This is a genomic window from Buchnera aphidicola (Thelaxes californica) (assembly GCF_005080825.1).
GTDB lineage: Bacteria > Pseudomonadota > Gammaproteobacteria > Enterobacterales > Enterobacteriaceae > Buchnera_I > Buchnera_I aphidicola_V.
Genome location: NZ_CP034852.1, coordinates 404,772 through 429,765, shown reverse-complemented (window position 1 = coordinate 429,765; position 24,994 = coordinate 404,772). Strand labels below are relative to the sequence as shown.

The following is a 24,994-nucleotide window of genomic DNA, read 5'->3' as shown; positions in this document are numbered from 1 at the left end:
GTTGTTTTAATATACAACTAAAAAGTTGTAATGATATTTTTATTTTTTTTTATTTATATTTTTGAATAATTTTTTTTATGATTATTAATGCTTGAATCAAATAAATTTTTTGTATAACACTGAATAGTGTCGTAAAATATAGTATTTTTTATATTTAATATTCTTAGTAATGTCATTTCTGCTCCTATTTTTTGTGTAGGTGCCAATTCTATTTCTTTTAAACCTACAATAAGTATTCTATAATATAGGTGAAGTTGATTCATATGACAACTATTAGCTAAATTGAATATAGTTTTTTTTTTATGATATTTATCATAATCATTTTTTTTTTCTTGATGATTAATATGTTTTATAAGAATTATCTGATGTATTGTTTTCATAATATTAATCAACAAATCTTTCCAATTAATTTCAAAATCTTTTGTTTTTTGGATAAAATTTAGTATATATTTAAAGTCTCTTAATAGTAAAGATTGAGTAATCAAAAAAATTATTTTATTTTCAATTATTCCAAACATTTGAAATATTTGAATTGAATTCACTTTTCCATTTCCTATTGCTATTGCTTGTTCTAATATATTTAATGCATCTCGAATACTACCTTTAGATTGTTCTGCTATAATTTTAATTCCTTTTTCTTCATATTCAATATTTTCTTGTTTTAAAATATTTTTAATATGACAAAATATTTCTGTTTCGTTAAGCGTTTTTAAACTAAAACTTAAACAACGAGAAATAATAGTTTCTGGAACTTTTTTAATATCTGTAGTTGCTAATATAAATTTCACATGTTTTGGAGGTTCTTCTAAAGTTTTTAATAAAGCATGAAAACTATGTTTAGATAACATATGCACTTCGTCAATTAAATATATTTTATATAATCCTTGTATAGGAGAATATTGAATATTTTCCAGTATTTCTTTTATATCTTCTACTTTTGTTTTAGATGCCCCATCAATTTCTATTAAATCTATAAAATTTCCTTTTTCTATTGCTTTACAATGTGAACATTTTTTACATGGTTCTCCTTGTGATAATTTTATACAATTTAAAGATTTAGCAAGGATTCTTGCTAAAGAAGTCTTTCCTATGCCTCTAGTGCCATAAAATATCCATGCTTGGTGAATTTTATTTAATATTAAGCTATTTTTTAAAGCTTTTACAACAAAATGTTGTCCTGTAATTTCATGAAAAGATTGAGGTCTCCATTTTTTAGAAAGTATTTTATGTGTCATATATTTAAATATTACTCTTCGTTATTTTTTATTTTATATATTTATATAAAAATAAAAATAAAACAAAATTATTTGTTTACATTTGATCAATAATTTTATATTATATCACTAATATGTTTTTACGTTCATTAAATTGATTAAAAAATATATATATTACTCTGTTAGAACTGTAATACTATTCTGTTGAAATACCCCGGTCAGGTTCGGAAGAAAGCAGCCAAATTCAATGTGTATAGGTATTATTATGTCGCTAGCAGAGTAATAAAATTCAATACTAAGTTAATATATTTGTATTAATTTAATATATCTTTTAATAAAGATTTTTTTTTATTGTGAAAACAATACATTTTCCAATATTTTCCCTTTTTTTGAAGTAATTCTTTGTGCGTTCCTATTTCTTCTATTTTTCCTTTATCAAAACAAATAATTTTATTTGCTTGTATTATGGTGGAGAATCTATGTGCAATACTAATAATTGTAGTTGTTTTATGTATAATAGCAATTGATTTTTGAATATGATTTTCTGTTTCAGAATCAATATTAGAAGTTGCTTCATCCAATATTAATATTTTTGGTTTAATTACTAAAATACGTGCTAAAGATATAAGTTGTTTTTGTCCTAAAGACAAATTGTTTCCCTGTTCTGTTAATATAGACTGTACCCCCTTTGGCATTGATTGAACTAGATTGACTAATCCGACTTTTTTTAATATTTGCCACATTTTTTTTTCTGAAATATTTTCTCCTAAAGTAATATTATTATAAATAGTATCTGCAAAAATTACTGGGTCTTGTTGTACGATTGATATGTTATTTCTTAAATTTGATTTACTAAAAGTATTTAATAATTGATTATTAATAAATATATTTCCTGTATAATTGGGATAATAACCCATCAATAAATTTACAAAAGTAGTTTTTCCACTACCAGTATGTCCAACTAAAGCGACAAATTCTTTATCAAAAATTTTACAGTTAATATTATTTAATACATAATTTTTATCGTTCTTATAAGAAAAACAAACATTTTCTACTATGATTTCTCCTTTTAATATTTTACAATTTTTATTGCCATATTTTTGTTTTTTAGAATTTATTAATTCAAAAATTCTCTCTCCAGAGACAATAGCTTGTTGTAAAACAGATTGTTGGCTTGTAATAGCAAGTAATGGTTCGTTCAACCTTCCTAAATAATTAATAAAAGCATATAAAACACTTACTTCAAAAAAATTAGTTGGGAAAATACTTAAAAGAGTCATTATTCCAGATAATACTAAAGAAGTTAATAAACTTAAAAATGGTCTTAATAAAAATCCATCTAATTTTAATATTCTCATTTTTATGTGATAATGTTGTAAACATGAATACAGAATTTTTTTTTTATATTCGTTTTCTTGATTAAATTGTTGCAATATTAACATTCCGCTAATACATTCATTAAATTGATTATTAATGTTAGCAAAATAGTTTCTAGACATCCTTAATAAAGGAATACTATAATGTTGATAAATAAGAATAATCATTATTAATATTGGGAAAATAGTAAATGCAATTAATGCCATTTTCCAATTTAATGTAAATATTGCTATAATCATAATTATAATTAAAATGAAACTACGGATGAAAATAGGAATTACAGAATCATATAATTCTTTAATTATTTCAGTATCATTAGTAACTTTTGAAATAATTTGTCCTATAGGTTGTTGATCAAATATAGATATTGGTTGATTTAAAGCAGCTTTCATCACTAATTTTCTTAAAAAATAAACAATTTTCATAGAAATTTTATTAATCAATACACTTTCTAAAAAATTTAACATCGTAGAAAAAATTTGCAATGTAACAAAACTTAATACTAATATAATTGTAAATTTAATGTTTTTATTTTTTGATAAAATAGTATGTTTAATAAACAAACTAATTAAAAAAGGGCATAATATTTCAAATAAAGATGCAGATATTAATAAAAATACTGCGTATAGTAATGATTTTTTATATGTTATTCCATATTTTAATAATTTTTTTAATGTTGTGAACAATTTTAAATTTTTATTTTTTTTTTTTTTTTTCATTATTTTAATTTTATTCTTGATTAAATTTAAGTTTCATTTGTTGATATAAGTATGTGGTCTGATACCAATTTTTTTCTGTTATTAATTTTTTATGTGTTCCTTTTTGAAGGATAGTACCATTTTTTATAACAATAATTTTATCTGCATTTTTAATCGTAGATAATCGGTGAGAAATAATTATTACAGTGTTTTCTTGTGTTTTCCATATATTAATATTATTTAAAATTATGTTTTCAGTAATTCCGTCTACTGCAGATAATGCGTTATCTAAAATCAATATTCTTGTATTAAGAATTAATGCTCTAGCTATAGCAATTCTTTGTTTTTGTCCTCCAGATAACATGGTTCCTTTTTCTCCTACTTGCGTAAAATAACCATGTGGTAATTGAATAATATCATTATGTATATGTGCAATTTTAGATACTTTTTCTACTTCTTTCATAGAAGTTATCTTTTTTCCTAATGCAATGTTGTTATAAATGGTATCTGAAAATAAAAATGTACTTTGATTGACTATAGATAAATGTGATCTCCATGTTGATATTGGTATTGTATTTATTGATAGTGTATTATATGTGATTTTACCTATATATTTTTCAAAGTTTCTTTGTATTAATTGTATAATTGAAGTTTTTCCTGATCCGGTAGGACCGCATATTCCTATAACATTTCCTTTATAAATATTGAATTGGATATTTTTTAAACATTCATAATTTTGTTCTGGATATTTAAAACTTTTGATATAAATATTTATTGTTTTAAATGGTAAAATTGGATTTATTTTTGAGAAACAAAAATGTTGTTTTTTCTTTTTTTTTTGATAAAAAATAATTTTATTAATTCTATCCCAAGCAGCACTACCTCTTTCTACGATATTAAACATCCATGCTAAAGCTAACATTGGCCAAACCATTAATCCTAAGTACATGATAAATGTAGTTAATTGTCCAACAGATATCATATTTATTGAGATAAACCATCCTCCAATAATAACAGCTATTAAATTAGAACAAGCAATAGTAATATGAATTATAGGATCAAATTTTGCATCTATGTTTGCTGCAGCTAAATTTTTTTCTCCGCTATGTTTTGCTAATTTTTTAAATTCTAAAAATTTTTTTTTTTCTAAATTAAATGCACGAATCATTCTAATATTTGTTAAACTTTCTTGTACTTGATTATTAAGCTTTGAAAAAGCTATTTGAGATTGTTGAAATTCAAAGTGTAATTTTTTTCCATAATTGTTAATTATAATAGCCATTATTGGCATAGGAATTAGCGTTATTAACGTTAATAAATAATTAATTTGTTGGCACATAATAAAAAATACTGACGTACCCATAAAAAATGAGTCAACTAATGTAAGTACTCCTTCTCCAGCTGCAAATGCAACTTTGTCAATATCATTAGTTGCTTTTACCATTAAATCTCCAGTTCTATTTTTGAGATAAAACTCAGATTTTTGATGACTTAAAGATTCATAAAATTTAATTCGTAGATAAATAGATAATTTATAAGCAGCTCCAAATAATAAAATTCTCCATATACATCTAAATATGTAAATACTTGTTGCGATCAATATTAAAATGAAAATATAAAAAATTGCTTTATTATTACTATATATATCTTTTTTTATGATTATATCAACTAATTTTCCTACAATTTTTGGAGGAATTAATTGTAGTAACGCAATCATAATTAATAAAAAAGTTGCACTTAAATATCTTTTCCATTCTTTTTTAAAATACCAACCCAATTTTATAAATAATTTCACATTTTTCCTTATTTTTAAACGAAAATATTATTAATTGTGTTTAATTTATGATATATAAATTTTTTTTAAATATTAAAAAAAATTTTTTAGATGGATAGATTTTGAATAATGTTTGCAATAAATATTTACTTCATGTATAAATATATAAAATTATATAACTATTATATAACACATGAAGTAAAAGATATTTATATTATTTGTATGAATGAAATATATTAAATTTTAATTATAAAAACAATTATTTATATTCTATATAATCAGATTTATATAAATTTTTGAATAATAAAGTAAACATTTTGGTTGTATTGTTAAATAATAGATTTTCATAAATTTTGAATTTTTCTTGAGGTGTTATTACTGGAGTAAATATTTTGTGTAATATGATAATTGTAACTTTTCCTTGTTTATTTTTTGCAATTGAATAAACAATTTTATTATTATTAGGATGTGGTAATTGAAACACTATATTTGTTAATTCATCTTTGTCTAATGGTGTTACTATTTTTTTTTGACTAAAATGTATTAGTGTATTTAAATTTTTGTTATCATTTTTTTGAAGTTGTTTAACTATATTTTTAGCTTTTTCAGTTGCTTTTTCTATTGCGTATTTTTTTTCTAAGATTTGTATGATTTCTTTTTGAACTTCTTTTAATGTTTTTTGCATTTTAGGATAAATATTTTTTAATGAAAAAACAAAAATTTGGTCATCTTTGTTAATAATAGAAGCATTATTATAATTATAATTTTGATTATAATGTACAGTATTACTTTTTATTTTATGTATAATATTTTTAATATAAAAATCGTTTGTATTAGTATTTTTGTTTATCCAATTACTTGTTACAATTGGTACTTGTATTTTTTTTGCAGTTTTTTGAAGATTATACTTTGTGTTTTTGAGTATTTTTTGAATTTGTTTTTTGATTTTATTAAATTGTTTATTTTGTTGATATTCATAAAATTTTTTTTTAATTAATCCAAAATTTTTATTTTCATCATTTTTTTCACTTTGAAAAATATCATTGAGTTGAAATATATAAAAACTTAACTTGGATTGGATAATATCTGAAATTTCATGTTTTTTTTGTAAATTTGCTATTTGAATAGTATCAGGAAATGTATCGGTTATAAACCAACCTAGATTCCCACCTTGACTAGCAGAAATAGTATCTACAGAATATTTTTTTGCTAAATTAGAAAAATTTTCTCCGTTTTTTAATCGTTTTAAAATATTTTTAGCAATTTTTTTATCATTTACTTGAATAACACTAAAATTTTTTTGTTCTGGAGCTAATCTATCAGATGTATATTTTTTATACCATGTTAAAATTTCTTGATCAGAATAATTTTTAACTGTGATATTTTTTTTATTAATTTGAAAAAAATTAATTTTATATTTTTCCGGAAAAGATAATCCTTGACAATTATTATAATAATAGTCGTTAATTTGAGTTTGTGGTATTTTCGTATTATGTAAAAATGGTTTTATGTCGATATCTGCAGTTTGTATTACTCTATTTTGAAAATGTGCATCAATAGCATTATTTACTTCGTAAGGTAAAATAAAATTACTTTCAAACAATGTTGTTAAAAATTTTTCATGAAGAATTTGTTGTTTTAAGAAGTTTTTGTATTCTTTGAAAGGAATATGATATTTTTTTAAAAAAATTTTAAATTTTTTTTGATTAAATTGTTCATTAGTTTGAAAATTAGGATTAGATTGAATATTTTCTATAATTTGTTTTTCTTCAATTTGAAAACTATATTTTCTTAATAAGTTATTTAATAATAATTCATTAATTATTTGTGATATAATTTGTTGATAAATCTGATGAACATAGTGAATATTATTAGAAATACTATTTTTAGTATATATTTTTTTAATAGAATCAGCTTGACTATTTTGTAAATGATATAGTTTTTGTACTGATAAATCTGTTACTTTAATTCCGTTTACTCTAGCAATATAATTATGAAAAATATATTTGACATAATTATGTATTCCACTAAATATGATTGAAATAATTATCGTAATTAAGAGAAACTTAATCACAGTGTTTTTAAAAATATTTTTTTTTAAATTCATATTTTTTGATTCCATGAATTTTCAATTGATAAAGTATGTTATATAAATTAAATTATTGTTTATATGAATAATATTAACAATAATTTATTTATAAATATTATAAATATTATATTCATCTGTTATAGAGCTGGCAGAATATTTTGCCAGCAATTATTAATAATAATTATGAATTAAATATTTACTTACTTTTTGTAAGGAGCTTGTTCTAAAGCTATTTTTAACACTTCCGAAATTTTTTTTACTGGTTTTATATCTAATTTTTTTATAATATTATTAGGAATTTCTTCTAAATCACGTTTATTTTCATAAGGAATTAATACAGTTTTTATTCCTCCTCTATGTGCAGCCAATAGTTTTTCTTTTAATCCTCCAATAATTAAAACATTACCTCTTAATGTAATTTCACCAGTCATAGCAATATTAGAACGAACAGGGATGTTAGTTAAAGATGAAACTAAAGCTGTACACATCGCTATACCAGCACTTGGTCCATCTTTCGGAGTGGCACCTTCTGGAACATGAACATGAATATCTAATTTTTCATGAAAATTTGGTTGAATTCCTAATTTTTTTGAATTTGATTTGACTACTGTTAATGCAGTTTGAATAGATTCTTCCATAACTTTACCTAAAGAACCTGTAAGAATTAATTTTCCTTTTCCTGGAATAAAAGTAGTTTCTATATTTAATAAATCTCCTCCTACTTCTGTCCACGCTAATCCGATTACTTGACCTATATGGTTTGTATGATCTGTTTTACCATAATCAAATTGAGGAATACCTAAATATTCTTTTAAATTGTTTTTATCAATAATAATATTTTTTATCTTAGTATGAATAATAATTTTTTTTAACACTTTTCTACATATTTTTGCTATTGATCGATCTAAATGACGAACACCAGATTCTCTAGTATAATATCTAATAATATCAATTATTGCGTGTTTTTTAATTTCTATTTCATTTTTTTCTAAAGCATTACGATTAATTTGTTTTTTTATTAGATATTTTTGTGCAATATTTATTTTTTCCTCTTCTGTATAACCAGAAATTTTTATTATTTCCATGCGATCTAAAAGAGGTGCAGGAATATTCATAGAATTAGCTGTAGCAATAAACATAATTTCAGATAAATTAAAATCGATTTCTAAATAATGATCATTAAATGTAGTATTTTGTTCAGGATCTAATACTTCTAAAAGTGCAGATGCTGAGTCTATTCTTCCATCACATGGTAGTTTATCTATTTCATCTAATAAAAAAAGTGGGTTTTTCACTTTTATCTTGGCTAAATTTTGAATAATTTTTCCTGGCATAGAACCTATATATGTTCTTCTATGACCACGTATTTCTGCTTCATCTCTTATCCCTCCTAATGCAATTCTAACATATTTTCTTCCTGTTGCATTTGCAATTGATTTTCCTAAAGAGGTTTTTCCTACCCCAGGAGGTCCAACTAAACATAATATTGGTCCTTTTACTGTTTTTATACGATTATGTACTGCTAAATATTCTATAATTCTTTCTTTAATTTTTTCAAGTCCAAAATGGTCTGAATCTAAATTTTCTTGAGCTTGTTGTAAATTTTTTTTTATTTTGCTACGTTTATTCCATGGCATAAGCAATAACCATTCGATGTATCCTCGTATTACAGATGCTTCTGCTGAGATACAAGACATCATTTTTAATTTATATAATTCAGATTCAGCTTTAATTTTTGCTTCTTTAGGCATCCTTATTGTATTTATTTTGTCTTTTAAAATATCATGATCATCATAAGGTTCTTCAATTTCACCCATTTCTCTTTGTAATGCTTTCATTTGTTCATTTAAATAATATTCTTTTTGACTTTTCTCCATTTGTTTTTTAACTCGAGATCTAATTTTTTTTTCTATTTCTAACAAATGAATATCAGATTCTATGAGTGACATTAAATGCTCTAAACGAATATTCCCATTTGTAATTTCTAAAATACTTTGTTTATCTAAAGTTTTCATAGGAATATGAGCAGCAATTACATCTGAAAGATGAGAAGTATTTTGTATATTTTTAATTATATCTAATGTTTCAAAAGGTATTTTTTTGTTAATAGTGATATATTCTTTAAATTTATCTGAAGCTATACGTACTAATACATCATTTTCTTTTTCATTAGGTGATTCTGTAGAATTTATTAATTCAATTGTTGCTATAAAATATTCTTTGTTATTATCTAATGAAAGTATATTCGCTCTTTGTATTCCTTCTACTAATACTTTTATTGTTCCATCGGGAAGTTGTAAAATTTGAATAATAGAAGAAATAGTACCGATAGAAAATAGATCATCAGGTGTAGGATTTTCATTTGATGCTTCTTTTTGTGTTATTAACATGACTTTTTTATCATGTTTCATAGCTTTTTCAATACATTGAATAGATTTTTTACGTCCTATAAATAAAGGAAGTACCATATGAGGATAAATTACGACGTCACGTAATGGTAACATAGGTAATGTTATTGTATTCTGTTTTTCAGACTTATGTTTCATGTACCATTCTCTCTTATTGGATGTTCTGTAATACATATTCTTTTTTGTTAAATAATTTTTTATTAATATTATATGTATAAATAATAGTTATATTAAAATATTTATAAATACTGAAAGTATTAAATATAAATAATATATATATATGAATAAAATATATGATATATACTCATAAATATATTTTTATACAACAATTTTTGTTATGATTCTTTTTTTTTAAAAATAAATTGAGGGTCAATATTTTTTTTAATTACCAATTCATTAATGATTACTTCAGTAACATCAATAAGGGAAGGTAAATCATACATAATGTTTAGTAAAATTTTTTCTATAATTGCTCTTAATCCTCTAGCTCCAGATTTTTTTTTAATTGCTTTTTTGGCAATTGCATATAAACTTTGCTCGTCAAATGTTAATTTGACTCCATCTAATTGAAATAATTTTTGGTATTGCTTGATAATAGAATTTTTTGGTTGGCATAGAATTTTTATTAGAGAATTTATATTTAAATCTTCTAAAATAGTTAATATTGGTAATCGACCAATAAATTCTGGTATAAATCCAAATTTAATTAAATCTTCGGATTTGATATATTTTAAAATATTATAGTCAAGATTTTGAATTTCTTTCTTTTTTATAGTCGTATTAAATCCTATTCCTGTACTAACATTTTTTCTTTTTTTAATAATTTTTTCTATTCCATAAAAAGAACCACCACATATAAATAAAATATTGGAGGTGTTTAATTGTATATATTCTTGATGTGGGTGTTTTCTGCCTCCTTGTGGAGGAACAGAAGCAATTGTTCCTTCAATAATTTTTAATAATGCTTGTTGAACTCCTTCTCCTGAAACATCTCTGGTAATTGATACATTATTTGTTTTTTTAGCAATTTTATCAATTTCATCAATATATATTATTCCTTTTTCAGCTTTTTGAACATTATAATCACAATTATGTAGTAATCTTTGCAGAATATTTTCTACATCTTCTCCTACATATCCTGCTTCTGTTAAAGATGTAGCATCAGTAATGACAAATGGAACATTGAGTAATTTAGATAGTGTTTTTGCAATTAAAGTTTTACCACTTCCTGTTGGTCCAATCATTAAAATATTACTTTTTTCTATTTCAACATCACTATTATCGTTATCGTAGTTATTTATTTTTTTATAGTGATTATAGACTGCTACTGATAATATTTTTTTTGCTATTTTTTGTTCAATAATATATTTATCTAAATATTTTTTTATTATATGTGGAGTTAGATTATTTTTTTTGTCGGAGTGATTTATTGTATTTTTTTTATCATACATTATCATTTCATAACATAATATTATACATTCATTACATATACACATTTGAGAACTAATGAATAATTTTTCAACTTCTTTTTGATTATTGTTGCAAAAAGCACAATTATAATTTTTTTTTTTTTGATGCATGTCATATTTAGTCATTATTATACCTTCATAAAAAAGAATAAATAGTATGTAAAATAATTATAAAATTATTTTTTTTTGTTTAAGATTATATCTACTAAACCATATTCAATAGCTTTTTCAGCTGAGAAAAAACAGTCTCTTTCTGTGTCTTGTTCTATTTTTTTTATAGACTGGTTAGTATGAAATGCTATTAATGTGTTAATTTTTTTTTTAATTGTAATAATTTCATTAGCATGAATTGCAATATCAGAAGCTTGACCTTGAAATCCTCCTAAAGGTTGATGTATCATAATTCGAGCATTAGGTAGAATAAATCTTTTTCCTTTCTTTCCTGAACATAATAATACTGCAGCCATAGAACAAGCTTGTCCCATACAAATAGTACTCACTGTTGGTGTTATAAACTGTATCGTATCATAAATACACATTCCAGAACTTACTACACCACCTGGAGAATTAATATATAAATAAATTTCTTTATTTGGATGTTCTGATTCTAAAAACAATAATTGAGCTACAATAGTATTCGCCATCGTATCTTCTATTTGACCAGTGATAAATATAATTCGTTCTTTTAATAATCGCGAAAAAATATCATATGATCTTTCACCACGTTCTGTGTGTTCAATTACCATTGGGATTAAATTTGATTGAATTTTATTTTGTATTTTTTTTTTTAACATTATATCAATCCTATTTTAAAAAAAAATGTATTTTTATATAAAAAATGATTGTAATTTATATATTGATGTATTTTTTTTATTTTTTTTTATTTTTTTATTTTATATTATTTAATAAGGTATTTTGAAATATATCTGTAATAGATTTTTCTGTTTTTTGTATATTAAATACACTATACAATATATCAAAAATTTTTTTTTCTAAAAGAACATTATTTAAATAATTTATTATTTTTTTATCATTTTTGTTATTTGCTATTTTTTTCTTATCTTTTATATATTTTTCTTTAAAGTGTTGTAATAATTGTTTTGTCTTTTCTAAATCTATTTCTAATTTGTTTAATTTAATTATTTTATTGAATAAAATTTTAATTTTTGCATTTCTCACAGCTTCTAATTTTAGAAGAGTATTAGAATAATGACTTAATAAATTTTTAATTTTATTATGATATAAATAATATAAATTATGTATTAAATTTTTATATTCGTGTTCAATAAATTTTGTTGGTATAGCAATAGGATTACTAAATAAGAGATTGTGTAAAATTTGATATTTTAAATATTTTTCTATTTTTAATGTAGTATATTTTTTTATTTTTTTTTGAATAAATGTTATTTTTTGTTTTTGTTCTAATGTTATAAACATTGACTGTTCTTCTTTATTATAAAACAAAAAATCTAACATATAAGTATTTTTTTCAATAGATTTAATAAATATTTTAATTTTAGAGTATTGATTTTGTAGTTTTTTTTCTGGATGTATTTTAGAAAATAAAAAATTGACTGTTACTTCATTATTTTTTTTTTTTCCAAGTAATTTTTTTTCTATTTTATAATCTAATATATTATTTCCAAATATAAAAGAAAAATTTTGTATTGTATAACATTCTTTTTTTTCATTATTTAAAAAAATGGAATAATCAATTGTTACTATACTATTAAAATCGATAATTGTTTGATATGTTTTTTTTTTTGAATTTAAACAATTTATTTTTTTTATTATATTTTTATAATAGTTGTTATTATTTTTATATGTGATTTTTTGAATTTTTTTTAATTTATTTAATTTTAAATCAAATTTAGGTTGAATTTCGAATTTGATATAATAATTTAAATAATTGTTTTTAACATTATGTTTATAAAACATATCATCATAGCTAAATAATTTTATTTTTTTTTCGCTAATCATGTTAAAAAATTTTTTAGTAACTATTTTTTGAATTAATTTTTGTTTTGTTTGATTATAATATTTGTTTTTAATAATTTCTATAGGAACTTTTCCTATTCTAAATCCATTAATTGTACTGTTTTTTTGAATTTTTAATATTTTTTTATTAATTAATTTTTCAATTTTTGGAACATATAAAGTTATATAAAATTGATATTTTAAAGCACTAATTTTTTCTATTTTTGCTGACATATATATACTTCCTTAATACTATATACTTTATAGTATAAAATTTAAAAAAAAATGATAATAATAAATTTATTTTTTAAAAATTTCATAATTATATTTAATTAACATATATATATTAAGATATATATTAGTTAAATATAATTATGAAATTAAATATTTAGATAAATTGTGATATTTAACATAATATTTTATTACATAAAAAATGATAATTAAATCAATATTTATTACATTAATACAATTAATATTAATATATTAATTCTCATTAATATTATATAAAATATCAGTTTTTATTTTTTTTTATTTTTTACACATAACACTTTTTTTATTGTTTTATTTTTTTGTTTCCATTCAAGAGATGTATAAGTATGTAAGTTTAATGCATATATATTTTTTGAAAATTGAGTAAATAATATTTTATAAATAATTTTATGTCTATCAATTAAAGACATGTTTATAAAGTCATTTGTAACTATAATGATTTTACAATGTATTCCATTTAAATTATTTTTATGAAGAGAACTTTCGTTAATAATAGATAAATATAATGGTTTTATTTTTTTTTGAATGGTTTCTTTTATTTTTTTGATCATAAGTATCTTAATATAATTTTTTTTAGTACTATATATATAGTTTTTTTTGTTTTTTTTTGTTTTATCTGTATAAAATGTTGTGATATTTTTACAGCATAAATGTATATATTTATACAATATTCAATTCAAAAAAGAAAGTTTTTAATTAAAAAATTAATTTTTTGAATCATGTATTGTAAAAAATTTATTATTTTTAATAATAATTTATGTAATACGATTTTTCATAGCGATAAATTGTTTGATTTTTAAAAAAATAGTTGTATATAAGGTGGATTAGAAAAGATGCAAATATATAAAAATATTAAAATATTGTTTTTTTTTAGTTTTATGTTTCTTTTCACTGGTTATCGTGCAGTTATATTAAATCCTTCAGGAGAAATTGGAATTAAAATAAAAAGTTTAATATTAATTTCTTTTTTTGTAATGTTAATTGTAGTAATTCCTTCTATATTTTTATCTATTTTTTTTGCTATTAAATATAGCTCAAAAAATTGTAATGTAAAATATAGCCCCCATTGGTCTGATTCAAAAAAAATAGAAACAACTGTTTGGTTAATTCCTTTTTTAATTATCTTTTTTTTAGGTATTCTTTCATGGAAGGCTACTCATGAATTAGATCAAAGAAAATTAATATCATCTAATGTATCTCCAATAGTTATTGATGTCATTTCTTTAGATTGGAGATGGTTATTTATTTATGAAAAAGAAAAAATTGCTACTATTAATAAAATAGTTATTCCAGTAAATACTCCTATCATTTTTAAAATAACTTCAAACTCTGTCATGAATTCTTTTTTTATTCCATCTTTAGGTAGTCAAATTTATGCTATGTCTGGCATGGAAAGCAAATTAAATTTAATAGCTAATAAAGTGGGAATATATCAAGGAATTTCTTCAAATTATAGCGGTAGCGGTTTTTCTGACATGAAATTTTCTATTATAGTTACTAAAAATAATAATTTGTTTCAAGATTGGGTTACTGTTATTAAAAAATTTAAACGTCATTTAAATACTTATCAACAATTTGTAAAGATTTCTTGTCCTAATCATTCAAAAAAAACAATTTATTTTTCTTGTGGAAATCCTCAATTATTTTATTTTATTATTAATAAAGTACATCATGAAAAAATATAAATTATTGTATTTTTAATAAACTTCAAAAAAAAATTGTCAAATATATATTGTAACTATTTATTAAAAGGAATAATTATGTTTGGAAAATTAACTTTAAATGCCATTCCATGGCATGAACCTATAATTATGTTGACTTATTCTACTATTTTTTTTGTAACTTTTTTAATTAGTATTGTTATTACATATTTTAAAATGTGGAATAATATTTGGAATCAATGGATAACGTCTGTTGATCATAAAAATATAGGTATAATGTATTTATTTTTAGGTTTTATCATGTTATTTCGAGGTTTTGTTGATGCTCTAATGATGAGAATTCAACAATTTATGGCTTCATCAGGTTCAGGAGAAGGGTTTTTACCTCCTAGTCATTATGATCAAATTTTTACTGCTCATGGTGTTATTATGATTTTTTTTGTAGCTATGCCTTTAATAATAGGATTAATGAATTTTGTAATTCCTTTACAAATTGGAGCAAGAGATGTTGCTTTTCCTTTTTTAAATAATTTAAGTTTTTGGTTAACTGCAGCTGGAGCAATTTTAATTAATATTTCTTTAGGAATTGGAGAATTTGCAAAAACTGGTTGGTTAGGATATCCCCCTTTGTCTGGTATTGAATATAGTCCAGGAGTTGGTGTTGATTATTGGATTTGGAGTTTACAAATTTCTGGTTTAGGGACTACTTTAACTGCAATAAATTTTTTAGTCACTATAGTAAAAATGAGAACAATAGGTATGGATTTATTTAAAATGCCTGTTTTTGTTTGGACATCCTTTTGTTCAAATGTTTTAATATTATCTTCATTTCCTGTTTTAACTATAACTCTTTTTTTATTATCTTTAGATAGGTATTTTGGTTTTCATTTTTTTACTAATGAAATGGGAGGAAATCCTATGATGTATATTAATTTAATTTGGATATGGGGACATCCAGAAGTATATATTCTAGTTCTTCCTGCATTTGGTATTTTTTCAGAAGTAGTATCTACTTTTTCTAAAAAATCTTTGTTTGGATATGTTTCTTTAGTATGGGCAACCATTGTGATTACAATATTGTCTTTTATAGTATGGATGCATCATTTTTTTACAATGGGATCAGGTGCAAATGTAAATGCATTTTTTGGAATCGCAACAATGATTATAGCTATTCCTACTGGAGTGAAAATATTTAATTGGATTTTTACAATGTATGAAGGAAAAATTACCTTACATTCATGTATGTTATGGACTATAGGATTTATAGTAACTTTTTCTATTGGAGGTATGACTGGGGTACTTCTTTCATTACCTCCAGCTGATTTTGTTTTACATAATAGTGTATTTCTCGTCGCTCATTTTCATAATGTTATTATAGGGGGTGTAGTATTTGGTTGTTTTGCAGGTATTACTTATTGGTTTCCTAAAATGTTTGGATTTAAATTAAATGAAAAATATGGAAAAATTGCCTTCTTTTTTTGGATTACTGGATTTTTTTTCGCTTTTATTCCTTTATATATTTTAGGATTAATGGGTATGACACGTCGTGTTGGACAACATATTGATCCTAAATTTCATGATATGTTATCTATTTCAATTTTTGGAGCTATTTTAATTACATGTGGAATTATTTTTCAAATTGTACAATTAATAATCTCAATTAAAAATCGTGGTTTTAACAAAGATATTTCTGGAGATCCTTGGGATGGTAGAACATTAGAATGGTCTATACCCTCTCCAGCTCCATTTTTTAATTTTTTAATTCTTCCTCATGTATTATATCGAGATGATTTTTGGTATAAAAAGAATGATGATAAAAAAATCAATTCTGTATATTCCAGTTTTAAAATGCCTAAAAATACTTCACATGGTTTTTTTATTGGTTTATTAAGTATTATTTTTGGATTTTCTGCTGTATGGCATATTTTTTGGTTAAATATTATTTCTATAATAGGTATTATAATAATTTTGTTCTATTTTAATGTTAGTAATAATCATAAATATACTATTTCAGTAGAAAAAATAAAAAATTTTGAAAAAAAAATTTATAAAATATAAATTAAAAGGATAATAATGAAAAACAAAGTATTTTCTATTTTAGATCAAAAACATTTAATAAATATTAACAATACTGTAAATGATAAAAAATTACTTGGTTTTTGGTTGTATCTCATGAGTGATTGTATAATATTTGCTTCTATTTTTGCAGTATATTTTGTAATGAGAAGTCATTCATTTATTAATTTTAATATTTATCAACAAAAATTTAATTACAATTTTATTTTAACAGAAACAATTTTGTTATTATGTAGTTCTTTTACTTGTGGAATAGCTACATCATCTGTATATTTTAAAAAAATTTATATGACTTATATTTGGTTATTAATTACATTTATTTTTGGTATTTCTTTTGTGTGTATGGAATTATTTGAAATTCATAATTTTTTTCAAAAAGATTTTAGTCCTCAAAAAGATGGATTATTTTCTAGTATTTTTACTTTATTAAGTATGCATGTTATACATGTATTTGTAGGTTTAATTTGGATATTTTTTATTATTATTCAAATGTATTATTTTAATATAAATAAAAATGTTTATACTAATTTATTGTGTTTAAGTTTGTTTTGGCATTTTTTAGATATTATATGGATATTTTTATATACTTTTATTTATTTTATAAGGTAGTGATTATGATTACATTTTTAAAAAAAAAAGTTTTTTTTTCTACAATAATTAATAATTATTTTATTGGTTTTTTTTATTCGTGTTTAATTAGTGTTTTGTCTTTTATAATTATACAAAATAACAAAATATTTAATGAGAATACATTTTTTATTTTAATTACGTTAAGTATATTACAATTAATGATTCAAATTATTTATTTTTTTGACATTAAAAAATTTGTTGATTGGTATTGGAGTATATGTATACTAATTTTTTCTTTATTAGTTATTCTAATTATTTTAAGTGGTTCAATTTGGATTATGCACAATGTTTATTGTGGTAAAATAAGTGAATGAATTTGATAAATATAATTAAAAAATATATTAATATTATTAAACCAGGTATTCTTTTAGGAAATTTAATTTCGTTTTTAGGAGGTATTTTTTTTGCATTTCATGGGCACATTTTTTTTACGAAATTATATTTATCTAGTATTGGAACTATTTTAGTAATAGCTTCAGGTTGTATTTTTAATAATATTATTGATCGAGATATTGATAAAACAGTACAGCGTACTAAAAATAGAGTTTTAGCAAAAAAATTAATAAAATTAAAGTATGTTTATTTTTTTGCTTTTTTTTGTGGAATAATAGGTTTTTTAATTTTATTTTTGTATACTAATTTTTTAGTATTTTTCAATGGTATGTGTGGTTTTTTGATATATGTGATAGTATACACATTATGTATGAAACGTTTTGTTCCATATGCTACTTTAATAGGTAGTATATCTGGAGCAATGCCTATATTAATGGGTTATTGTACTATAAATAGTCAAATTGATTTAATTTGTATAATTTTATTTTTAATATTAATTTTTTGGCAAATTGCTCATTTTTATTCTATTTCAATATTTCGAATAAAAGATTATCAAAAAAACAATATTCCTATTTTTTCTGTAATAAGAGGAATTTTTTTAACTCAAATATTGATTATAATTAATATTTTTTTGTTTATTATATTCACAATTTCTTTATATTTTTTAGAATATACTGGAATAATATATTTTAGTATAATTATATTTTTTAATGTAATTTGGTTGTTCATTACTATATTGAGTATATTTCACACAAAGATATTTTTGTTTTCTCGTATATCATTTATTTTTTCTATAATTATTATTTTTTTATTTAATATTATGATTGGAATAGATTATATACATTAATTTATTTTTATATACAACGATGTGGTTTAGGTATACCTGCTATTTTAATTCCTTGAGATTCTAAACCTTTTGGAAATAATTTTAATAAACATAAGCTTGTGATATGTATATTATTTGTTTTTTGTAGGTATGTATATAATATTCGAACAGAAGGTGTAGAATTATATTCTATATAAAATTTTCTAATAAAATATATAATATTCCAGTGTTTTTTTGTAAGTATAATTGATTCTGTTTTTGCTATTTCGATAGCAATAGATTTATTCCAATCTTTATAATTAATTAAGTAGCCTTGTGAATCTTTCAAAATTGAATTAAGTTTTTTTGTTTTCATATTTATGATACATAGATAAATGTTTATTTAAAAAATATATTTTATATTATATAAAATAATATTTGTTTTTTTATTTAAATTTAAATTGATGTTATTTATGTGCTATTTTCATAGCAGCTTTATCTAATACTCCGTTAATAAATTTATGACTTTCAGAAGATCCAAAAGATTTAGCCAGTTCAATACCTTCATTAATAGAAACTTTATAAGGAATGTCATTTCTTTTAAACAATTCATAAAAAGCTATTCTTAATATAGCTTTTTCTATTTGTCCTAATGTATTTATAGTACGAGATAAATATGGTTGAATTAATTTATCAAGTATTAAATAATTATTAATAATTCCAGTAATTAACTCATGAAAATATGTAATATCAGCATTGTTTTTTGTTATTTTTTTAGAAAAGTATTGTATAATTTCTTGAATTGAATTATTAGAAATTTGCCAAGAATATAACGCTTGTAAAACATATTCTCTTGCTTTTCGACGTGATTGCGATTTCAAATTATATACCTTTATAGAAAAATAATATGAAAGTTTTATAAAAATTTTTTTATTTTTTAGGTTTCATAATAATACGAATATCAGAATTAATCATATCAATTTTTATAATAGAAAATTTTAACGATTCAGATAATGTTGTAATATTATTAAGTATACACATTGGTTTAGCATTTTCTCCTAATAATATAGGAGCAATATATATTATCAATTCATCAATTAAATAATTACTTAACAATATTCCTGAAAGAGTACCTCCTGTTTCCACCCAAACGTTATTAATATTTTTTTTTCCTAAATAATAAAAAATACTTTTTATATCTATTTTATCTTTATATATAGTACTTTTTGGAAATATCACTTGTTCAACATTTTTTGGCCAAATTTGATTATCATTTTTAATCCTAGCTAATATTATTTTTCCTGTATTTATAATACAATTATGATGTTTTTGTACTAAATTTCTAGAATCTATTATTATTTTTAATGGTTGTGAATTTTTTAAAATATCTTTTTTATTTTTTTTTTTAATATTTTTGTTTCTGACTGTTAAATATGGATTATCTGAAATAATAGTATTACTTGAAGAAAGTATTGCACAACTTTGAGCACGGAAAAGTTGTACATCATTTCTTGAATTTTCTGATGTAATCCATTTACTTTCTCCTGTTTGTGTTGCTATTCTTCCATCTAATGATATTCCTAGTTTTAATTTTATATATGGAATACCTGTTTTCATTCTTTTAAAAAATCCTTTATTTATTGATTCTATTTTATTATTCAAAATTCCTATCTTAACTTGTATTCCATGTTTTTTGAGTATTGTTACTCCTTTTCCTGATACAATTGGATTGGGATCTAAAGAACCTATTATTACTTGAGAAATTTTACTTTTTATGATTTCTTTACAACAAGGAGGAGTTAAACCAAAATGTATACAAGGTTCTAAAGTAACATACATAATTGCACCCTTAGCTTCTTGACCAGCTTCTTTTAATGCTATAATTTCTGCATGTTCACATCCTGCATATTGATGCCATCCAACACCGATTATTTTTTTATTTTTAATAATAATACATCCCACATTTGGGTTAGGTGGAGTGGTATATTTTCCTTTCTTTGATAAATTAATAGCTTGTTGCATATAATATATGTCTTGATTCATTATGTTCTCTTATATTGATGTTTTACATATATTTCTATTATGAATAATTTATGTATTATTTTTTTATATATTCAAATAATTTGTTTAATATATACGCATATTTAAAAAAAATTATGTGTTACTTTATTTTCTATATTTTTTATTAAATTTAACATTTCTAAAGCACATAAAGCTGCTTCACTTCCTGTATTTCCTTTCTTTACTCCAGATCTTTCAATAGCTTGATTAATATCTTGTGTTGTAAGAATACCCAATGCAATTGGTATAGTATATTGAATACTAATTTCCATTAATATATTACTAACAGAAAATGATAAATTTTTAAAGTGAATAGTATCTCCTTGAATAATACTTCCTAATACAATTATAGCGTGATGTTTTTTTAAAATAGATATTTTTTTTGCAATTAAAGGTATTTCATATGTTCCAGGTACATAAATAATATGAATATTTTTTTTGTTTACATTTCCTATTCTGATTAATGTATCTAGAGATCCAGATAATAGATTTTTATTAACAAAATTGTTAGTCCTGGAAATAATAATACTGATTATAGCTTCTTGAGCTTGTATATCTGATTCGATTATGTTCATTTTTTTATGACTTTAATAATGGATGGATTATATAATAAGTTTTTATAAATTATTTATTTATGATAATATATCATGTTTTTTTTTAAAAAAAATTGTATTTATAGAAAAAATTTTATTTTTATAATATAAGTTATTAAAATAAATTTTAAATTTAATAAATTAGTTGATTTTTTATATTAAAAAGAGTATGATAAAAAAATCAAAGTACATCTAAAAAATCGCGGGATGGAGCAGTATGGTAGCTCGTCGGGCTCATAACCCGAAGGTCGTTGGTTCAAATCCAACTCCCGCAACCACAAGTTTTTTCAAAACTCTTCCTTATTACATATAATTTTTACCTTTATTGCAAACAATTTTCTTAAATTAAGAATAATTATTCTATTGAATATTTTTTTTAATTTGAAATTATGAGGAAAGTTTGATATGTATAAAAATGGAACGAATTTAGTACAAAGTTTTCGTCACAGTGTTCCTTATATTAATATGCATAGAAATAAAAAATTTGTTATATTTTTAACTGGTGAAGCAATTTATCATTCTAATTTTTCTAATATTATTAATGATATTGGTTTATTACATAGTTTAGGTATTCGTATTGTAATTGTTTTTAGTATTATCCCTCAAATAGATGTTTTCTTAGAAAAAATGAATTTGAAATGTATTTTTTATAATAATATAAGAATTACTACTCCAAAAATATTAAATTATATAAAAAAAATCTCTGGTCAATTGCAATTAGAAATTACGGCTCGACTTTCTTTAAGTATTTCTAATACACCATTACAAGGTGCTAATATTAATGTAGTTAGTGGAAATTTTATTATTGCACAACCATTTGGAATAGTAAAAGGTATCGATTATTTCCATACTGGAAAAGTGCGTAGAATTAATTATCAATCGATTAATCAACAATTATTAAATAATAATGCTGTTGTTTTAGTAAGTCCTGTTGCTAGTTCTGTTACAGGGGAATGTTTTAATTTAAATTCAGAAGAAATTGCTAATAATATAGCAGTGAAGATTCAAGCAGAAAAGTTAATAAGTTTTTCTCAACATTCAGGTATTATTGATTATAAAAATCAACGTATTTATTCAGAAATAATATCTGAAAAATTAGAAAAATATATTGAAAATAAAAAATTTATTCGATATTTTTCTAATCAATATTTAAGATTTTTAAAATGTGCAGTAAATTCATGTAAAAAAGGAGTATCAAGAATTCATATAATTAGTTATCAAAAAAAAGGAGCATTACTTGAAGAGTTATTTTCAAGTAAAGGAATAGGAACACAAATTTTAATAGAATCATCTGAAAGTATTATTCCAGCTTCTATTAATGATATTGGAGGAATATTAAATGTGATTAAACCGTTAGAAATAAAAGGAATTTTAGTAAGAAGGTCCAGAGAACAATTAGAAATAGAAATTCATAATTTTATTGTTATTAAAAAAGATAATCTTGTGATCGCATGTGTTGCATTATATCCTTTTTTAAAAGAGAAAATAGGTGAATTAGCTTGTTTAGCTGTACACCCTGATTATCAAAGTGTTTCTCGAGGTGAATTATTATTAAATGCAATAATTATAAAAGCAAAAAAAATATGTTTACAAAAAATTTTTGTTTTAACTACACATAGTATACATTGGTTTCAGGAAAGAGGGTTTGTTCCAGTTAATATTAATGTTTTGCCAGATAGCAAAAAAAAAATGTATAATTATAAAAGAGGATCTAAAGTATTAATAATTAATATATAGTATTAGTGTTTTTTATATTACATATGTTGCTTGTTCTTATTGTATTATTTTGAACCATTTTTTTTAAGATTGTTTTATTTCCAAAAATTATTATTTTTTTTTTAGCTCTGGTTACTGCTGTATACATTAATTCAGTACTTAAGGTGTCAAAAAAAATATTTGGAATAACAAAACAAACTTTTGAAAATTCTGATCCTTGAGATTTATGTACTGTGATACACCACGCAGTTTTATAATTTTGAATAATATCTGGACAGAATATTCGTTGTTTCCCGTATAAAGGAGAAAAATGTATTTTTATTTCTTCATTTTTATCTTTTAAAGCGATCCCAATTTCTCCATTAAATATATTTAATATTTTTTGATTTTTAGTAATAATAATAGGACGTCCTATATACCATTCTTTATTTAAAAACAAATATTGAAATTTATTTTTTTGTTTATAAATTGTTTTTTCAATAATTTTATTAATTGTATTAACTCCAAAAATTCCTTCATTTACTGCACATAATATTTTAAATTTATTAAATTTCGTTAATATTTTTTTATAGTTTAAGTTTTCATATACATATTTTAAATATTTTTTACAAAAATTAATAATTTTGTAAATCATTTGATTATATTGTTGTTGATTAGTTACTTGGAAATATTCAATTTCTTGCACTGTATTATCTAATAAATGTATTAATTCATTAATTTTTCTTTTATGAATTAAATTTGCAAGTTGATGAATATTAGAAGATTTAGAAAATCTATAATTTTTTTTTAGAATATAAATATTATTGTATATTTGAGGATGTATATTTTTTGATTGTTTTACTTTTTTTTTTGTAATTTCATAAATTTTATTACATGTATCTAAATTATAAGTATTGTTTGCTTTTTTACATATATCTTTTAATATTGATCCTGGTTGCACTGAAGGTAGTTGGTTTATATCTCCTATAAATATAATTCTTGTTGATTTTGTGATATTTTTAATTAATTCGTAAAAAATATAAATATCTATCATTGAAGCTTCATCGATTATTAATATATTTTCAATATTATTTGAAGTATAATCTTTTTTCTTCATTACATTAATTAATTCATGTATAGTAGAAGCAAAAGTTGGAATTTGTTTTTTTTCTTCATTAGTTATTAAAAATATACTCTTAATAGATTCTTGAATAGATTCAACTAATCTAGTTGCAGCTTTTCCAGTAGGTGCACATAATTTTATTCGATTTTTTTTATTGTATAATCTTATTAAGCATAAAATTAATTTTGTTACGATTGTTGTTTTTCCTGTTCCAGGACTTCCAATTATAAAAACGATTCTTTTGAGTAATGCAAGAGTAATAGCAATAATTTGATTATTATCAATATTTTCTTTGGATAAAACACTGATAATTTTTTTTGTTTTTTCAATTTTTATTTTTTTTTCTAAATTTTTATGAAAAAAAAAGTGTGACAGATATAATTCCATTACCCACATTTTTCTTGTATATAAATAATTATTTGATAGAAATAAAGGGAAATTGGATTGTTGATTTAAAAAAAATATTTTTTTTAAATGTTTTTTCCAATTTTTTATATGTTTAGTATATGTCCATATTTTTTGTGTTAAACTTTGAAATTTTTTAGGAAAAATATTTTTTTTCTGAATTTTATTAATATTTAAGCAAATATTTCCCATACGATTATTGTAGCATACACATAATGCAGCTAATATAATTTCTGGTTGATTAGTATGAAATAAGGTAGTTGAAAAATAAAATTCAAAATTATTTATCATTTTTTTTTTTAATGCAATATGTAATATTTTTTGTATATTCATTTT

General features: G+C 21.6%; 20 protein-coding genes, 1 tRNA gene and 1 other RNA gene. 8 read left to right on the top strand and 14 right to left on the bottom strand.

What is annotated here, in order from left to right:
- Positions 1-53: 53 nt before the first annotated feature.
- Positions 54-1,235: a DNA polymerase III subunit gamma/tau gene (dnaX, locus tag D9V80_RS01890; RefSeq protein ID WP_158353682.1), complete on the bottom strand. Its 1,182-nt coding sequence runs from the start codon at positions 1,233-1,235 to the stop codon at positions 54-56.
- Positions 1,236-1,394: 159 nt separating this feature from the next.
- Between dnaX and ffs the strand changes: the two genes are divergently transcribed.
- Positions 1,395-1,494, top strand: an RNA gene (gene ffs / locus D9V80_RS01885) — signal recognition particle sRNA small type.
- Between the two features lie 34 nt (positions 1,495-1,528).
- On the opposite strand, the gene D9V80_RS01880 is transcribed toward ffs, so the two are convergent.
- From D9V80_RS01880 to D9V80_RS01845, 8 genes are all read right to left on the bottom strand, one after another.
- Positions 1,529-3,310 carry a SmdB family multidrug efflux ABC transporter permease/ATP-binding protein gene (locus D9V80_RS01880; RefSeq protein WP_158353680.1) on the bottom strand — a complete coding sequence of 594 codons (1,782 nt, stop codon included), beginning with the start codon at positions 3,308-3,310 and terminating at the stop codon, positions 1,529-1,531.
- A gap of 10 nt (positions 3,311-3,320) precedes the next feature.
- Positions 3,321-5,084 carry an ABC transporter transmembrane domain-containing protein gene (locus tag D9V80_RS01875; protein ID WP_158353678.1) on the bottom strand — a complete coding sequence of 588 codons (1,764 nt, stop codon included), beginning with the start codon at positions 5,082-5,084 and terminating at the stop codon, positions 3,321-3,323.
- Between the two features lie 238 nt (positions 5,085-5,322).
- On the bottom strand, positions 5,323-7,170 hold the full coding sequence (locus D9V80_RS01870; RefSeq protein WP_187306487.1) for a SurA N-terminal domain-containing protein: 1,848 nt from the start codon (positions 7,168-7,170) through the stop codon (positions 5,323-5,325).
- A gap of 182 nt (positions 7,171-7,352) precedes the next feature.
- Positions 7,353-9,698: an endopeptidase La gene (lon, locus tag D9V80_RS01865; protein WP_158353674.1), complete on the bottom strand. Its 2,346-nt coding sequence runs from the start codon at positions 9,696-9,698 to the stop codon at positions 7,353-7,355.
- 197 nt (positions 9,699-9,895) lie between these two features.
- The gene (clpX, locus tag D9V80_RS01860) at positions 9,896-11,155 is read right to left on the bottom strand and encodes an ATP-dependent Clp protease ATP-binding subunit ClpX (protein WP_261978558.1); all 1,260 of its coding nucleotides are present in this window, start codon (positions 11,153-11,155) and stop codon (positions 9,896-9,898) included.
- Between the two features lie 50 nt (positions 11,156-11,205).
- Complete coding sequence (gene clpP, locus D9V80_RS01855; RefSeq protein ID WP_158353672.1) at positions 11,206-11,823, bottom strand: ATP-dependent Clp endopeptidase proteolytic subunit ClpP; 618 nt, start codon at positions 11,821-11,823, stop codon at positions 11,206-11,208.
- Between the two features lie 94 nt (positions 11,824-11,917).
- Positions 11,918-13,240 carry a trigger factor gene (locus tag D9V80_RS01850; protein WP_158353670.1) on the bottom strand — a complete coding sequence of 441 codons (1,323 nt, stop codon included), beginning with the start codon at positions 13,238-13,240 and terminating at the stop codon, positions 11,918-11,920.
- A 284-nt stretch (positions 13,241-13,524) separates the two neighbouring features.
- Positions 13,525-13,827, bottom strand: coding sequence for a BolA family protein (locus D9V80_RS01845; protein ID WP_158353668.1), 303 nt, complete (start codon positions 13,825-13,827; stop codon positions 13,525-13,527).
- Positions 13,828-14,109: 282 nt separating this feature from the next.
- Between D9V80_RS01845 and cyoA the strand changes: the two genes are divergently transcribed.
- From cyoA to cyoE, 5 genes are all read left to right on the top strand, one after another.
- Positions 14,110-14,961: a ubiquinol oxidase subunit II gene (cyoA, locus tag D9V80_RS01840; RefSeq protein WP_158353666.1), complete on the top strand. Its 852-nt coding sequence runs from the start codon at positions 14,110-14,112 to the stop codon at positions 14,959-14,961.
- 75 nt (positions 14,962-15,036) lie between these two features.
- Complete coding sequence (gene cyoB / locus D9V80_RS01835; RefSeq protein ID WP_158353664.1) at positions 15,037-16,995, top strand: cytochrome o ubiquinol oxidase subunit I; 1,959 nt, start codon at positions 15,037-15,039, stop codon at positions 16,993-16,995.
- Positions 16,996-17,010: 15 nt separating this feature from the next.
- Complete coding sequence (locus D9V80_RS01830; protein ID WP_158353662.1) at positions 17,011-17,622, top strand: cytochrome c oxidase subunit 3; 612 nt, start codon at positions 17,011-17,013, stop codon at positions 17,620-17,622.
- Between the two features lie 5 nt (positions 17,623-17,627).
- Positions 17,628-17,957 (top strand): hypothetical protein, encoded by a 330-nt coding sequence (locus D9V80_RS01825; RefSeq protein ID WP_158353660.1) that lies wholly within the window; start codon positions 17,628-17,630, stop codon positions 17,955-17,957.
- Positions 17,954-18,823, top strand: a complete 870-nt coding sequence (gene cyoE, locus D9V80_RS01820; protein ID WP_158353658.1) for a heme o synthase — start codon at positions 17,954-17,956, stop codon at positions 18,821-18,823. Before D9V80_RS01825 ends, cyoE begins: the two co-directional genes overlap by 4 nt.
- Positions 18,824-18,830: 7 nt before the next feature.
- On the opposite strand, the gene D9V80_RS01815 is transcribed toward cyoE, so the two are convergent.
- The 4 genes from D9V80_RS01815 to ribE all read right to left on the bottom strand — a co-directional run bounded on the left by D9V80_RS01815 (position 18,831) and on the right by ribE (position 21,417).
- A complete protein-coding gene (locus tag D9V80_RS01815) occupies positions 18,831-19,157 on the bottom strand; it encodes a TusE/DsrC/DsvC family sulfur relay protein (protein WP_158353656.1) in 327 nt (108 codons plus the stop codon).
- A 91-nt stretch (positions 19,158-19,248) separates the two neighbouring features.
- Positions 19,249-19,662, bottom strand: a complete 414-nt coding sequence (gene nusB, locus D9V80_RS01810; RefSeq protein ID WP_158353654.1) for a transcription antitermination factor NusB — start codon at positions 19,660-19,662, stop codon at positions 19,249-19,251.
- A 49-nt stretch (positions 19,663-19,711) separates the two neighbouring features.
- The gene (ribD, locus tag D9V80_RS01805) at positions 19,712-20,824 is read right to left on the bottom strand and encodes a bifunctional diaminohydroxyphosphoribosylaminopyrimidine deaminase/5-amino-6-(5-phosphoribosylamino)uracil reductase RibD (RefSeq protein ID WP_158353652.1); all 1,113 of its coding nucleotides are present in this window, start codon (positions 20,822-20,824) and stop codon (positions 19,712-19,714) included.
- 101 nt (positions 20,825-20,925) lie between these two features.
- On the bottom strand, positions 20,926-21,417 hold the full coding sequence (gene ribE, locus D9V80_RS01800; RefSeq protein WP_158353650.1) for a 6,7-dimethyl-8-ribityllumazine synthase: 492 nt from the start codon (positions 21,415-21,417) through the stop codon (positions 20,926-20,928).
- 219 nt (positions 21,418-21,636) lie between these two features.
- On the opposite strand from ribE, the gene D9V80_RS01795 reads away from it, so the two are divergent.
- Both D9V80_RS01795 and argA read left to right on the top strand, forming a co-directional pair.
- Positions 21,637-21,713, top strand: a tRNA-Met gene (locus D9V80_RS01795).
- A 127-nt stretch (positions 21,714-21,840) separates the two neighbouring features.
- Entirely contained in the window at positions 21,841-23,172 is a 1,332-nt protein-coding gene (gene argA, locus D9V80_RS01790) for an amino-acid N-acetyltransferase (protein WP_158353648.1), read from the top strand.
- On the opposite strand, the gene recD is transcribed toward argA, so the two are convergent.
- Positions 23,162-24,991 (bottom strand): exodeoxyribonuclease V subunit alpha, encoded by a 1,830-nt coding sequence (recD, locus tag D9V80_RS01785; RefSeq protein WP_158353646.1) that lies wholly within the window; start codon positions 24,989-24,991, stop codon positions 23,162-23,164. The two genes, argA and recD, sit on opposite strands and share 11 nt — an antisense overlap.
- Between the last annotated feature and the right edge of the window lie 3 nt (positions 24,992-24,994).

What these genes read in the sequence shown, in the direction of transcription:
- dnaX (WP_158353682.1), bottom strand. Translation starts at nt 1,235, where the DNA reads ATGACACATAAAATACTTTCTAAAAAATGGAGACCTCAATCTTTTCAT.
- D9V80_RS01880 (WP_158353680.1), bottom strand. Translation starts at nt 3,310, where the DNA reads ATGAAAAAAAAAAAAAAAAATAAAAATTTAAAATTGTTCACAACATTA.
- D9V80_RS01870 (WP_187306487.1), bottom strand. Translation starts at nt 7,170, where the DNA reads ATGAATTTAAAAAAAAATATTTTTAAAAACACTGTGATTAAGTTTCTC.
- lon (WP_158353674.1), bottom strand. Translation starts at nt 9,698, where the DNA reads ATGAAACATAAGTCTGAAAAACAGAATACAATAACATTACCTATGTTA.
- clpX (WP_261978558.1), bottom strand. Translation starts at nt 11,155, where the DNA reads ATGACTAAATATGACATGCATCAAAAAAAAAAAAATTATAATTGTGCT.
- clpP (WP_158353672.1), bottom strand. Translation starts at nt 11,823, where the DNA reads ATGTTAAAAAAAAAAATACAAAATAAAATTCAATCAAATTTAATCCCA.
- D9V80_RS01850 (WP_158353670.1), bottom strand. Translation starts at nt 13,240, where the DNA reads ATGTCAGCAAAAATAGAAAAAATTAGTGCTTTAAAATATCAATTTTAT.
- D9V80_RS01845 (WP_158353668.1), bottom strand. Translation starts at nt 13,827, where the DNA reads ATGATCAAAAAAATAAAAGAAACCATTCAAAAAAAAATAAAACCATTA.
- cyoA (WP_158353666.1), top strand. Translation starts at nt 14,110, where the DNA reads ATGCAAATATATAAAAATATTAAAATATTGTTTTTTTTTAGTTTTATG.
- cyoB (WP_158353664.1), top strand. Translation starts at nt 15,037, where the DNA reads ATGTTTGGAAAATTAACTTTAAATGCCATTCCATGGCATGAACCTATA.
- D9V80_RS01830 (WP_158353662.1), top strand. Translation starts at nt 17,011, where the DNA reads ATGAAAAACAAAGTATTTTCTATTTTAGATCAAAAACATTTAATAAAT.
- D9V80_RS01825 (WP_158353660.1), top strand. Translation starts at nt 17,628, where the DNA reads ATGATTACATTTTTAAAAAAAAAAGTTTTTTTTTCTACAATAATTAAT.
- cyoE (WP_158353658.1), top strand. Translation starts at nt 17,954, where the DNA reads ATGAATTTGATAAATATAATTAAAAAATATATTAATATTATTAAACCA.
- D9V80_RS01815 (WP_158353656.1), bottom strand. Translation starts at nt 19,157, where the DNA reads ATGAAAACAAAAAAACTTAATTCAATTTTGAAAGATTCACAAGGCTAC.
- ribD (WP_158353652.1), bottom strand. Translation starts at nt 20,824, where the DNA reads ATGAATCAAGACATATATTATATGCAACAAGCTATTAATTTATCAAAG.
- ribE (WP_158353650.1), bottom strand. Translation starts at nt 21,417, where the DNA reads ATGAACATAATCGAATCAGATATACAAGCTCAAGAAGCTATAATCAGT.
- argA (WP_158353648.1), top strand. Translation starts at nt 21,841, where the DNA reads ATGTATAAAAATGGAACGAATTTAGTACAAAGTTTTCGTCACAGTGTT.
- recD (WP_158353646.1), bottom strand. Translation starts at nt 24,991, where the DNA reads ATGAATATACAAAAAATATTACATATTGCATTAAAAAAAAAAATGATA.